Genomic DNA, 14233 nt, shown 5'->3' on the forward strand with positions numbered 1-14233 from the left:
GGCCTTAAACGTCGGCCGCCTCGCCAATATTATCCACGCCGCGTTCCTCCAGAACGGTCGTCAGCCAGTTCGGGTCCATTTCCGGCACTGAGGACAGCAACAGATCCGTGTATTCGTGGTGCGGCGGGGTGAACATTACATCCTTTGGCCCCTGCTCTACCACTTTGCCGTACTGCATGACCACGACTTCATCCGCGATGGAGCGCACAGTCGCCAGATCATGGGTGATGAACATATAGGCCAGACCCAGCTCATTCTGAAGCCGGTCAAGAAGCCTCAGAATGCCCTCGGCGACCAGTTGGTCCAAGGCAGATGTAACCTCATCACAGATGATGAAACTTGGCTCCGCAGCAAGCGCCCGCGCGATACCGATCCGCTGTTTCTGCCCGCCCGACAGTTCGGGCGGAAAGCGGCTGTAATATTGCGACGGTTCAAGTTCGATCAGATCAAGAAGTTCATCAACGCGCCGCTTGAGGGCCGACCCGCTCAGACCGGAATAGAATTGTGCGGGGCGCCCGATGATATCGGAAATCCGAACCTTCGGGTTCAACGCGGTGTCCGCCATCTGATAAATCATCTGCGCCTGACGCAACTGATCCCGGCTGCGATCCCCATATTTCGGTGGCATCGGTTCACCGTTGAACAAAACCTGTCCGTTTGACGGTGGCAAAAGGCCGGTGATAACCCGCGCGGTTGTTGATTTCCCCGACCCGGATTCCCCCACGACGGCGACGGTCATGCCCGGATAGATGTCAAACGACACGTCATCCAGCACCTTCACGCCGCCGGTATAGGCCGCGTCCACATTCTGAACCGAGATGAGCGGCTTTGTGTCGTCCTTGGGCCGTGATTTTTGCGGGCGCTGAAAACTGCGCACCGCCCAGAGCGATTTGGTATATTCCTCTTTGGGCGACGACAGCATTTTTTCGGTCGGGGCCTCTTCGATCTCGCGGCCCTTCAACAGCACCTTGATCGTGTCGGCCATCTGCGCAACCACCGCAAGATCATGGGTGATATAGATCGCCGCTGTATTGAACTGACTTACAATATCGCGGATGGCCGCCAGAACCTCGATCTGGGTTGTAACGTCAAGCGCCGTGGTCGGTTCATCGAAAATGATCAGGTCCGGCCGACAGGACATCGCCATCGCCGTCATGGCCCTTTGCAACTGCCCACCAGACACCTGGTGGGGATAGCGAAAGCCGATCTCGGTCGGGTTGGGAAGGCGCAGACGCTCGTAAAGCTCCATCGCGTCTTCCTGCGCCTCAAGACGTTTCTTGATGCGGTAATGAACCGGCGCCTCGGTGTGCTGATCAATAATCCGGTGCGACGGGTTGAAAGACGCCGCTGCCGATTGCGCAACATAGGCAATGCGCGACCCGCGCAGCGCCCGGCGTTCGCCTTCGGTGGCCGTCGTCAGTTCCATCCCGTCAAACTCGATCGAGCCGCCGGAAATGCGTGTTCCGTCGCGGGCATAGCCCATGGCCCCGGCGCCAATCGTGGATTTCCCCGCCCCGGATTCGCCGATCAGGCCCATGACCTCGCCGCGATGAAGGGTCAGATCGACCCCTTTGATGATGGGCACCCAGGTTTCATCGGAATAGCCCTCGATCTTGAGATCGCGGATTTTCAGTATAACGTCATTTTTATTGGTCACTTTACATCTCCTTCAGGCCTGAGGACCTGAACAGCATCCAGTCCACGACAAAATTCACCGAGACAGTCAAAAGCGCAATGGCCGCCGCCGGGATCAGTGGGGTTACGTCTCCGAATGAAATAAGGGTCGCGTTCTCGCGTACCATCGAGCCCCAGTCGGCAGTCGGGGGCTGAATGCCGAGGCCCAGGAACGACAGACCGGCAATCAACAGGAACACGAAACAGAACTCCAAACCGAATTCGGCAATAAGCGGCGCGGTCGAGTTTGGCAAAATCTCCTTGCGGATCAGATACCAATCGCCCTCACCCCGAAGTTTTGCGGCTTCGATAAAATCCATGACAACGATATTGCCCGCGACAGCCCGCGTCAGGCGAAAGATGCGCGGTGAATAAATGATCGCGACAACGAGAACGATCACCGGGATGCTGGTGCCGAAAATCGACAGGATCAGAAGCGCAAAAATCAGGGACGGCACCGACATGATGACATCTGCGGCGCGGCCCATGATCTGATCGAACCAGCCGCCCTTGGTGGCCGCAAGAAGGCCTGCCAGCGCGCCCATCACAAAGGCGAGGATCGTGGCGACAAGGGCGATGCCAACGGTGTTTCGCGCGCCGTAAACCAGTCGCGAAAACATGTCACGGCCAAGCTGGTCGGCGCCCAGGATCATATTCTGATCCGCAGGTGCAAAGGCCGAGGCGATCACCTCGCTTTCCCCATGCGGGGCGATCCACGGCGCAAAGAACCCGGCGATCGCATAGGTAAAGATCACGAACATGCCAAACGCAGCGGTCAACGGCGCTGTGCGCAGCTCTTTTGCCATGTTTTTGGACGATATCGCGATCAAAAACTCGCGGAAAGCATAGGACGTGCCCGCAGCCAGCGCCAAAGCACCGGCAGAAACCGCGACAAAGCGCAAGGCCGACACACCGCCGATGATCCCGAGAACGAAAGACACGAGTGTCAGGGAAAACAACAGCAGGAACAATGACCGGCGATTGAAATATGCCGCAAGACAGGAAGCCCCGATGAGGGCGGCGTAGTAGCCAATGACGAAGACGCTCATGATATGCCCCCCTTATTTCGGATGCCGCAGACGCGGATTTGTGAGAATTGCTCCCACATCCGCCGCGAGGTTGAGAAGGATGAACGTGGCCGCGAAGATCAGACAACAGGCCTGCACGATCGGGAAGTCACGTTTTGCGACCGCATCAACAAGAAGCTGCCCGATGCCCGGATAAACGAACACCACTTCGACCAGCACAACGCCGGTAATCAGATACGCCAGGTTCAGTGCAACGACGTTGATGATCGGGGCCCAGGCGTTCGGCAGGGCGTGGCGGACAATGACCTTCCACGGCGGCGTGCCTTTCAGGCGGGCCATTTCGATATAGGGGGACGCCAGAAGGTTGATGATGGCCGCCCGGGTCATGCGCATCATATGCGCCGTCACAACAAGAACCAGTGTCAGCGCCGGAAGGAATGCCCGATCAAGCAGATCGAAAAAGCTCATGCCTTCCCGCAAACTCGCGATGGCCGGAAACATCTGCCATTTCACCGCGAAAAACAGGATCAGAACGTACCCGAGAAAGAATTCCGGGGATGAAATTGAGGTCAGCGTCAGCACGTTGGCGACCCGATCAAAGATCGAGTTGCGCAGCAGGGCAACGATGACCCCGAGCACGATCGCAAAGGGTACGGCGATGACAGCGGCATAACTCGCAAGAAAGAGAGTGTTGATGAACCGTCCGGTAATCGCATCGGTCACCGATTCACCCGAGACAAGCGATACGCCAAAGTCCCCTTGGACAACTCCGCCCAACCATTGCAGGTATCGAAACACCGCCGGTTGATCGAGGCCCAGTTTCTCGCGCAAGGCGGCCAGCGTTTCGGGCGTCGCGCTTTGCCCCAGAACCGCCTGAGCAATATCGCCCGGAAGCAGCTCAACCGCGAAAAAGATAAGGATCGAGACGACAAACAGCGTCACCAATCCCAGCCCGAGCCGTTTCGCAACGAGCCCCAGGATGTCTCCCATTTCGTCCCCTCCTGTCGTCATTCGCCGGTCTGTATCGCCGACCTTGATAGTGCCCGTCTTTTGTGCGGGCAGCGACGCGCCCCGTTTTGCCGGGACACGTCAAATTTATGTACTGGCGCAGGGCCTAGCTGTTGAACCACCAACGGCTGGCCGCGCGGCCACCGTCGCATTCCCAGCTTGCGGCAAGCGCATCGGGAACACCGACATTGGAACGGTGGGCATAAACAAAGTTGTTGAAGAACGGGATAACCGTTCCGCCGTCATCACGGGCAAGCAACGCCATGTCGTGATACATTTCAGCGCGTTTGGTGTCATCCAGTTCTGATTTGGCTTGCAGCAACAATTTGTTGAAGGCCTCGTTCTGCCAACGGCTTTCATTCCAGGCCGCATCATCCTTGTAGGCCAACGTGTACATCACGTCGGGTGTCGGACGCGCGCCCCAGGACACCAGGCAGAACGGTTTCACCAGCCAGACATCGGAATAATACCCGTCGTTCGGCTCGCGCACGACGTTGATATTGATGCCCGCCGCCTTGGCTTGTTCGGCATAAAGAACGGCCATGTCGACCGCGCCGGCATAAACGCTGTCGGCTGTCGACAGGCTGACGGTAAGCCCTTCTGCACCGGCCTTTTTCAAAAGCGACTTTGCCTGATCCGGGTCATATTCCCGCTGGGGAATGTCGTCGGGCCAGTAAGGCTGCGCCGGCGAATGGTGGAAATCATTGGCCTTGGTCGCCGCACCGAACGCGATCTTCTCGATGATCTCGTCGCGGTCAATCGCCAGTTTCAACGCGTTGCGAACATCGACGTTATCGAACGGCGCTGTGTCACAATGCATCGGCAGGGTGATGGCCGCAGCCGAGGGAACATTGTCGATGACAATGTTGGGATCGCGCTGCAACAGCGCCATTGTCTTGAGCTCGATGAGCGAGACACTGTCGACATCGCCGGTTACCAGCGCCGTCTGGCGTGCGTTGGGGTCATTCAGGACAAGCAATTCGACCTTATCGAAATACGCGCCTTCCCCATGCCAACCATCGTGGCGGCTCAGGCTCCATTGGGTGCCGAACTCACCGGCATCAATCTTGTATGGGCCGGTGCCATCGCCCGATTTCCACTCGATCGTGCCGTCATCGTTCGCCGGACAGATCGCCATGTGATAATCGGTCATCAGCCATGGGAAATCGGCGTTGCCACGGCTCAGTTCGACGATGACCGTATAATCACCGTCTTTCTTGATGTCCGTCACATCTGTCAGCAATGCCTTGGCCGCCGAGGTCGTTTCATCGCCCCGGTGGTGGTTGAGCGATGCAATGATATCATCCGCCGTGCATTTCTTGCCCGAGTGGAACGATGCGTTCTGGTTCAGCTCGAACGTCCAGATCGACGCATCGGGGCTTGCCTCCCAACCGGTGGCAAGGTCCGGGCCAAGTGAACCGTCGCCATTGATCATCGTCAGATAGCTGCGATAGGTATGCGCCAGGAAAATCATCTGACGGGTGACATAGGTGCCGGGATCGTGGCTGTCGGCGGTATTGCCGTCATGTACGCCCCAGCGGAACGTCCCGCCGGATTTCGGCTGCGCCGAAGCCTTCGTTGTCCAAAGGCCGGTGGCCGTCGTCGCCGTCACACCCGCAGCCGTTGCGTAATGCATGAAAGACCGCCGTGAAACCTTGCCCTGACGGGCGGCTTCCGCAAGCCGGTCGAGAATAAACTGATCTTTTCGATTTGTCATGTCGTCTCCCTAAGTATGTTAGTTTATTTGGCCTGTGCCTTAGCTTCCCTCCTTGAGGTCTTCATCCTACACCATTGTTGATGAATGCCAAAAAGCGACCTGCGCACCAAAGATGAACCTGCGGCAGCTTTCCCGTTCGGGAAGGCCGTGCATTCCCCTTTTCGTCTGAGGACGCAATGATCGTTCCGGTAAAAACACGACGTTTGAGCGTGGCCAAAACGACCAAGGCCATTGGGGAATGGTCGGAAAATGACAAGACGCTTCGTGTTTTCGTCGGCGTCATGTTGCTAAGCACTGGCATGGACCCACTAGACAGGCAGTTGCAGGGCAGGTCAATGGGCTACTGCTACACTATCGCGGCATACAAAATTGACGACATTGAGGTGGAATGCCCTGGGCCAACGACAGGTGTCTCTGGATTTCAGCCGACACCGCCCCGTTTACCGCCCTCGTGACGGCGCCTCTGGCATCCCGCGCGGCTGTCCGAAAACCACAAGGGGCGCCGCGTTTGCACGCGGCGCCCCTATCTTGATGGCGTTTCGGTGGCGTTAGTGGGCCGTGGCCCCTGCACCTTCGTTCCTGCGCTCAAGGGCGGCCTTGGCGGCGGCGGCTTCCTCTGCCGCTTCGTCCCATTCCACCGGCTCGGGCTTGCGCACCAATGCCTGCTCCAGCACCTCGGAAACATGAGAGACGGGAATGATCGTCAGCCCATCTTTCACATTGTCGGGGATTTCCGCCAGATCCTTGGCATTTTCCTGCGGAATCAGCACCGTCTTGATTCCCCCGCAAAGCGGCGAGCAATTTTTCCTTCAATCCGCCGATGGGCATGGCGTTGCCCCGCAGGGACACTTCGCCGGTCATGGCGATGTCCTTACGCACCGGAATCTGGGTCAGCACCGACACGATGCTGGTCACCATGGCAAGGCCCGCACTTGGCCCGTCTTTGGGCGTCGCGCCATCCGGCACGTGAACATGGATATCCACCGCATCGAATTTCGGCGGTTTCACCCCGATGCTGGGGCTGATCGACCGGACATAGCTGGCGGCGGCGTCGATGCTTTCCTTCATCACATCGCCCAGTTTGCCGGTGGTTTTCATCCGGCCCTTGCCCGGCAGGCGCAGCGCCTCGATCGAGAGCAGTTCACCGCCCACCGATGTCCAGGCCAGGCCCGTGACGACACCAACCTGATCTTCCTGTTCGGCCAGACCATAGCGGTATTTCGTAACCCCCAGATATTCAGCAAGGTTTTCCGGCGTTATCACCACTTTCGTTTCAGCCTTGCGCACGATCCGCGTCACCGCCTTGCGGCACAGTTTCGCGATCTCACGCTCCAGATTCCTGCACGCCCGCTTCGCGGGTATAGGTGCGGATCATCTCAAGAAGCGCTGCATCGGTCAGTTCGAATTCGCCCTTTTTCAGACCGTGGTTCTTGATCTGCTTGGCAATCAGGTGCTGTTTGGCGATCTCGGATTTCTCATCCTCGGTATAGCCTGACAGCGGAATGATCTCCATCCGGTCAAGCAGCGGCCCGGGCATGTTGTACGAATTCGCCGTGGTCAGAAACATCACATCGGAAAGGTCGTATTCCACCTCAAGATAGTGATCGACGAAGGTCGAGTTCTGCTCCGGGTCCAGCACCTCAAGCATGGCACTGGCCGGATCACCGCGGAAATCCTGACCCATCTTGTCGATTTCATCCAGCAGGATCAGCGGGTTGGTGGTTTTCGCCTTTTTCAGGGCCTGAATGATCTTGCCGGGCATGGAGCCGATATAGGTGCGCCGGTGCCCGCGGATTTCGGATTCATCCCGAACGCCGCCAAGCGAGATACGGATAAATTCGCGTCCCGTTGCCTTGGCCACCGATTTGCCAAGCGAGGTTTTCCCCACGCCCGGAGGGCCGACCAGACACATGATCGGGCCTTTCAGTTTCTTGCTGCGCTGCTGCACGGCCAGATATTCGACGATCCGCTCCTTTACCTTTTCAAGGCTGTAATGATCGTCATCCAGAACCTTCTGCGCACGGGTCAGATCCTTTTTCACCCGCGACCGCACGCCCCATGGAATGGACAGCATCCATTCCAGATAATTGCGCACCACCGTGGCCTCGGCCGACATGGGCGACATGTTCTTCAGCTTCTTGATCTCGGCATCCGCCTTTTCGCGCGCCTCGTCCGACAGCTTGGTGTCCGCGATCCGTGCCTCAAGCTCGGCCACTTCGTTCTGGCCTTCCTCGCCGTCGCCCAGCTCTTTCTGAATGGCCTTCATCTGTTCATTCAGGTAATATTCGCGCTGGGTACGCTCCATCTGCGATTTCACCCGGGTCTTGATCTTGCGTTCGACCTGCAACACCGACATTTCGCCCTGCATCAGACCGAAAATCTTTTCCAGACGCTCCGCCACGCTGAGCGTTTCCAAAAGCTCCTGCTTTTGGTTCACTTCCACGCCCAGATGCCCGGCCACCAGATCGGCCAGCTTTTCCGGCTCGCGGGTGTCGGAAACCGACGACAGCGCCTCTTCGGGGATGTTCTTTTTGACTTTGGCGTAACGCTCAAACTCTTCTCCGACCGAACGAACGAGGGCGGAAACGGTATCGGGGTCGCCCGTCACTTCGGTCAAGACTTCGGCGTGGGCTTCAAAGAACCGTTCATTTTCAACGTATTCCGTGATCCGCACCCGCGACCGCCCCTCGACCAGCACCTTGACGGTGCCATCGGGCAGTTTCAGCAGTTGCAGAACATTCGCCAGCACACCGTATTCATAAATACTGTCGGTTGTCGGGTCGTCGATGCTCGGGTCGGTCTGCGAGGACAGCAGGATTTGCTTGTCATCGGCCATCACCTCTTCGAGGGCACGCACCGATTTGTCGCGCCCGACAAACAACGGCACGATCATATGGGGAAACACCACGATGTCGCGCAGGGGCAACACGGGATAGGACTGGCTGAGTTGCTCGGTCATGTTTTTTCCTTTGTTGGCAAGAAGGCATCGGTCCCGCTTTGCGGCAACACGCCCCTTCTCCGGTCATAGCTGTTTAAAGTGGGGTGCCTGCCCCCCGCCGTCAACCACGGCCTGTTATCACTGTTGCTGCATATTGTGCCTGCCCGGCCCACCCGGGGCAAGATGATCTTGGGTGTTATGGCACCCTACCCTTCCCATCCGGTTTATTTTTCGCCCCTTTCGGTGGAATCCCCGGCAATTTCGTTGCAAATTATACCCACAGGCAAAAGCTGTGTGGCCCAACAGGTTTGAGCCACGATAAAATTGCCGCGTATCACAACCGCTCAATATCCCCTTCGGCGCGGGCGGCGTGAAATCCGGCCTCCCATGGGGCAAAGCGGCCCATGGCGATGGCATCGCGCATTTCCTGCATGATGTCCTGAAAATACGTCAGGTTGTGCCATGTCAGCAGCATCCCGGAAATCATTTCCTGTGCGCGAAACACATGGTGAAGATAGGCCCGGGAATAGCTGCGACAAGCCGGGCAGCGGCAGTTTTCATCGAGCGGGCGCGGATCATCCTGATGGCGGGCGTTCTTGATATTCACCACACCGTGGCGGGTAAACGCCTGTCCGGTGCGCCCGGATCGCGATGGCAGCACGCAATCCATCATGTCGATGCCACGTTTCACCGCACCGACAATATCGTCGGGCTTGCCCACCCCCATCAGATACCGGGGTTTGTCAGCGGGCAGCATTCCGGGGGCGTAATCAAGACAGGAAAACATCGCCTCTTGCCCCTCGCCCACCGCCAGACCGCCCACGGCATAGCCATCAAAACCGATGTCGCTCAGGGCCTTGGCGCTTTCCTCGCGCAGATCCCGCTCAAGCCCACCTTGCTGTATCCCGAACAACGCATGGCCGGGACGATCCCCAAAGGCATCGCGCGATCGTTGCGCCCAGCGCATGGACAGGCGCATGGAGTCGACGATGCGGTCACGCTCGGCGGGCAAGGCGGGGCATTCGTCGAAACACATCACGATATCGCTGCCCAAAAGGCGCTGAATCTCCATGCTGCGTTCGGGCGTCAATTCGTGGCGCGACCCGTCGATGTGGGATTTGAAGGTGACCCCCTTTTCGCTCATCTTGCGCAAATCCGACAGGCTCATCACCTGAAATCCGCCACTGTCGGTCAGGATCGGGCGATCCCAGTTCATGAACCGGTGCAACCCGCCCAGATTGGCGATCCGTTCCGCCGTGGGGCGCAGCATCAGATGATAGGTATTGCCCAACAGAATGTCGGCGCCCGTGTCACGCACGCTTTCGGGCAGCATCGCCTTGACCGTGGCGGCGGTGCCCACGGGCATGAAGGCCGGCGTGCGAATATCGCCCCGGGGCGTTGAAATCACCCCTGTGCGGGCGGCCCCATCTGTGCCATTCAACTGAAATGCGACGCGTTGTGCCATCTGTCTCACCTCTTGCAATTGGCCTCTTCTGGCCCGAACCCGGCCCCCGCCGCAAGGAGCTTTGACATGAACGAGCCTGTTGATCTGCGTCTGGGATGGGAGGAATGGTGCGCCCTGCCCGCGCTGAGCCTGCCCGCCCTCAAGGTCAAGGTGGATACCGGGGCGCGCACCTCGGCGCTTCATGCCTTTGATATCGAAGGGTTCGGCCCGCCCGAGGCCCCCATGGTGCGTTTCGCCGTGCATCCAATTCCGGGGCGGCATGATGTGGTGGTGCGCTGCACCGCGCCTGTTCATGACCGGAGGGAAGTTACGTCAAGCAATGGCGAAACCCAATACCGCTATGTCATACTGTCCCCGATCACCATCGGCCCGCGCACCTGGCCGGTTGAACTGACCCTGACCGACCGGGGTGCCATGGCCTATCGGATGTTGCTCGGCCGTCAGGCCCTTGACGGGGGGCGGTGGTGGCCCCGGGGGAAAGTTTCTGTCAGCCGCAACTGTCCTATGATGTTTATCCCGCCGCCCGGCGCCATGCCGCCGTGCCCGACCGCCCCCTGTCCATCGCCATCCTCAGCCGCGAACCCGATGCCTATACCCCCCGCCATCTGGTGGACGAGGCCCACGCACGGGGCCACCGGATTGATGTGATCGACACCGCACGCTGTTACATGGCGATGAACGCGCTGGCCCCCGAGGTGCATTGCGACGGCGCGCCGCTGCCCCGCTATGATGCCGTGATTCCCCGCATCGGTGCGGCCATGAGCGGCTATGGCGCCGCCCTTGTGCGGCAGTTTGAAACCATCGGCACCCATTGCCTGAACGGGTCTGACGGCATCACCTCCAGCCGTGACCGCATTCATGCGCATCAGTTGTTGGCGCGCTATCACATCGGGATGCCTGCCACCGCCTTTGCCGCATCGCCCAAGGATACGGGCAATCTGATCGGGCTTGTGGGGCGCGCGCCGCTGGTTCTGAAACTGCTCGACTCGGCGGCGGGCGACGGGATGGTCAAGGCCGATACCAAAGCCGCCGCCGCCTCGGTCATCACTGCATTTCGCGGGCTGAACGCCAATTTCCTGATACAGGATTTCCTGCCCGACGCGGCGGGGCGCGACATCCGCTGCCTGGTTCTGGGCGGTAAATTCATCGCCGCGCTGGAACGTCCGGCGCGCACCGACACCGGCGATCTTGACCGGCGCGCCCATAGCAAGCTGGCCAAAACCACCAAAGCCGAGCGGGACACCGCCCAGAAAGCCGCCCGCGCGTTCAAGCTGGGCTTGGCCAGTGTCGATCTGCTGCGCACCCCCGAGGGGCCAAGGGTGCTGTCCCTCAGCGCCACGCCGGGGCTGTCGCGGTTTGAAACGGCGACCGGGCGCAATATTGCGGCGCTGGTGATGGACCTGTTGGAAAAGCGTCTTCGCCCGCCCGCCAAACGGCCCCGCACGGCGCACCCCGCGCGCAAGTGACACGGGCGGGCACCCTTTACGCCCCCGACCACAAACCTTATATGTTTTGTAAGTTATTGCCGCGAGGACAAGATGACCCCCGAAACAAGCCCCCCTGGAAGGTGCGCCACTGATCCGCCCTTCCTCTACCGATCATCCGCTTCACGAACAGATCGTCGAGGCCTGCCGCAGCGTCTATGACCCGGAAATCCCGGTGAATATCTATGACCTTGGCCTTGTCTATACCATCGACATCAACGCCGAAAACGAAGTGCTGGTGCTGATGAGCCTGACCGCCCCCGGCTGTCCGGTTGCCGGTGAGATGCCCGGCTGGGTTGCCGATGCGGTCGAACCTTTGGCCGGGGTGAAAACCGTCAGCGTCGAACTGGTCTGGGATCCGCCCTGGGGCATGGAGATGATGAGCGACGAAGCCCGCCTTGAACTGGGGTTCATGTAGGGTTTCACACAACCGTCACGGGGGCGTCACCCCGGTGTTACAGAAAAAGGCGATCAGGGGCGCATCAACCCTCAAGCGCATTTTCAGCACCAGAGGGGAGGGTTCCCGGCCCTCCCCTTTTTGCGTGCCACCCCCATGTCCCGAAAATATCCCCGCGCCCCGGCCCTTGAGACAACGGGCCAAAGGCATTACCTTTCTCATGACACCCGAAAGGATCACAGCATGTTCGGCATTCCCGGCAAACAGGCCGTCACCATGACCCCCACCGCCCAACGGCAAATCGCCCGGCTGATGGCCCGCGATGGTCATCAGGGGCTGCGCATCGGCGTGAAAAAGGGGGATGTGCGGGCATGGAATATACCATGGATTACGTCACCGAGATCAACAAGCTGGATGAAGTGGTCGAAGTGGACGGCGCCCGGGTGATGATTGCCCCCATGGCGCAGATGTTCCTTTTCGGCACCGAGATCGATTACGAGGTGTCGTTGCTGGAATCCGGCTTCAAATTCCGCAACCCCAACGTCGCCGATGCCTGCGGCTGCGGCGAATCGATCAAGTTCAAGGATGTCAGCGAACTGGCCATCGAAGAAACCCCGGCGATTGACCGGGTCCGTTTCACGTCAGAGAATGATATCCCCTGCCGTCAGTGCTGGCGCGCCGCTCAACTCGATGGTGAAATCGGTGATATGATCGCCGTTGATGTCCCCCTGAAGAAACCCTGAACCGCCATTTGTCAGATACGAAATCTGCGCGCCACCGCTGAACGGTGCATTGCCGATGAACGTCAGGTTCAACGCGTTGCCCGGATCAAGGTTGATCGTATCGATCCCGTGCTGAAAATCGGTGATCACATCCCGCGCGGCCCCTGTCCCCGTCTGGGTCGCAGCGTTAAAGACGAACACATCGGCGCCAGGTCCGCCCGTCATCACGTCACGCCCTGATCCGGCGTGAACCGTGTCGTTGCCCGCGCCGCCATAGATGCGGTTGTTGCCCGCGCCTGCAAATATCACATCGTTACCCGCCCCTCCGCCGGTAAAATCATTGCCGTTCCCCAGATAAATTCTGTTGGCACCCGCCCCGCCGAAAATCTGGTCGTTGCCCGTGCCACCGGCCATGAAATCAGTGCCCGATCCGGCATGGATCGTGTCATTGCCAGCGTTGCCATACAGAATGTTACGGGTCGATCCTTCGCCATAGATCAGATCGTTATTGACGCCGCCCTGAATCGTATCACTGCCAAGACCGCCAAAAATCCGGTTGTTGCCCGACACACCATAGATCAGATCGTTGCCGCCAGCCGAGCCGATGCGATCAGCGCCCTGCCCGCCATAGATCGTATCGCTGCCGGCACCGCCAAGCAGCAGATCATTGCCGGTACCGCCGCCGATGAAATCGCCACCCGCCCCCGCATGGATCGTGTCGTTGCCGCCATTTCCGAACAACCGGTTCGTGCCATTGCCACCGCCGACAATCAAATCCGCCCCGCCGCCCCCCTGAACCGTATCGTTGCCCAGACCGCCATAGATGCTGTTGGCCCCGGAGCCACCGAAAATCTGATCGTTGCCATCGCCACCGCCCAACAGATCGTTCCCCGAACCGCCGCCCAACAGATCATTGCCGCCGTTCCCCAACAGGGTGTCATTACCCCCATACCCAAGGATCGTATCGTTACCGGCCCCACCGGGGATGCTGTTTGGCCCCGCGTCACCGGGCAGATTCTGGCCCGGTTCGCTCACCAACAGGGTATAGGCCCCGGTCACATCATCGGTCAGCCCTTCGATCCGCGCCAGATAGCGACCCGTTTCGGTGGGCGTATAGACAACCTCGGCCCGCCCGTCGCCGCTGGTGTCATCGGTACCAAGGGCGTGACTGGAGGCCAGATGGTCTTCCAGACGAAACCCGAGGTTCGCCCCCGTCACCGAAATCGTATAGGTCACCCCCGCCGTAAGTTCGAAGGCAACAACATCCACATCGGCGTAGGACCGCGCGTACAATCGGGTATAGGCGGCGTAATCCAGACGGCTGTGGAACGCGACACCAATATCGGCGGTCGCCTCGGTAAACCGATCGTTGCCAACCTCCTGAACCAGACTGACAGAATAGCGCCCGGTCCCTGTCGGGGTTCCGTTGGCGCGAACCTCCATGTGCCAGGGGCCTTCCTTGCGATATTCGCTGGGAATGCGTGTCGGGTTGACGGCAAAAACCAACCGCACCGGCAGATCGCCCTCGGTATAGCTGTAGGTTTCAGCATAGAGATCGGTGGTGCGGGCATCGAACATATTGAAATAGGCGCCGGTGATGCCAGATCCGGCCAGTGGGGTCAGCGTCGCGTAATACCCATAGCCCGCCTCGAATTCGGTCGCGATGAAATCGCTGTCGCCAAAGCCATCCAAACTGCCCTGAAACGTGCCTCCGGGGGCCAGATCATATGTTGGATCGGTGGGGCGCACGCCTGCGCTGGTGATGCCCGCAGCATCGGTGGTTTCAGTTGTAACGGCCAT

7 protein-coding genes and 3 pseudogenes are annotated in these 14233 nt (G+C 59.4%); 3 read left to right on the forward strand and 7 right to left on the reverse strand.

Translation table 11 applies throughout. The features are described from left to right. Positions 1-4: 4 nt before the first annotated feature. From AC0L7P_RS16005 to tgt, 6 genes and pseudogenes are all read right to left on the reverse strand, one after another. Positions 5-1657, reverse strand: a complete 1653-nt coding sequence (locus AC0L7P_RS16005; RefSeq protein ID WP_473433625.1) for an ABC transporter ATP-binding protein — start codon at positions 1655-1657, stop codon at positions 5-7. A gap of 1 nt (position 1658) precedes the next feature. Beyond that, positions 1659-2723: an ABC transporter permease gene (locus AC0L7P_RS16010; protein WP_473433626.1), complete on the reverse strand. Its 1065-nt coding sequence runs from the start codon at positions 2721-2723 to the stop codon at positions 1659-1661. A gap of 12 nt (positions 2724-2735) precedes the next feature. Beyond that, a complete protein-coding gene (locus AC0L7P_RS16015; RefSeq protein ID WP_473433627.1) occupies positions 2736-3692 on the reverse strand; it encodes an ABC transporter permease in 957 nt (318 codons plus the stop codon). Positions 3693-3816: 124 nt separating this feature from the next. After that, the gene (locus AC0L7P_RS16020; protein WP_473433628.1) at positions 3817-5427 is read right to left on the reverse strand and encodes an ABC transporter substrate-binding protein; all 1611 of its coding nucleotides are present in this window, start codon (positions 5425-5427) and stop codon (positions 3817-3819) included. A 548-nt stretch (positions 5428-5975) separates the two neighbouring features. Next, a pseudogene (gene lon, locus AC0L7P_RS16025) lies at positions 5976-8386 on the reverse strand (endopeptidase La). Between the two features lie 313 nt (positions 8387-8699). Continuing rightward, positions 8700-9830, reverse strand: coding sequence for a tRNA guanosine(34) transglycosylase Tgt (gene tgt, locus AC0L7P_RS16030; RefSeq protein WP_473433629.1), 1131 nt, complete (start codon positions 9828-9830; stop codon positions 8700-8702). 66 nt (positions 9831-9896) lie between these two features. On the opposite strand from tgt, the pseudogene AC0L7P_RS16035 reads away from it, so the two are divergent. The 3 genes and pseudogenes from AC0L7P_RS16035 to AC0L7P_RS16045 form a co-directional block, all read left to right on the forward strand. Further along, a pseudogene (locus tag AC0L7P_RS16035) lies at positions 9897-11296 on the forward strand (RimK family alpha-L-glutamate ligase). Between the two features lie 94 nt (positions 11297-11390). Then, the gene (locus AC0L7P_RS16040) at positions 11391-11732 is read left to right on the forward strand and encodes an SUF system Fe-S cluster assembly protein (protein ID WP_473435481.1); all 342 of its coding nucleotides are present in this window, start codon (positions 11391-11393) and stop codon (positions 11730-11732) included. A 222-nt stretch (positions 11733-11954) separates the two neighbouring features. Continuing rightward, positions 11955-12298 (forward strand): annotated as a pseudogene (locus AC0L7P_RS16045) (HesB/IscA family protein); the annotation flags it as partial. Positions 12299-12352: 54 nt separating this feature from the next. Here the strand turns inward: AC0L7P_RS16045 and AC0L7P_RS16050 are convergent. Continuing rightward, on the reverse strand, positions 12353-14233 hold the full coding sequence (locus tag AC0L7P_RS16050) for a calcium-binding protein (protein ID WP_473433630.1): 1881 nt from the start codon (positions 14231-14233) through the stop codon (positions 12353-12355).

Source organism: Oceaniglobus sp. K40-3 (assembly GCF_055808395.1).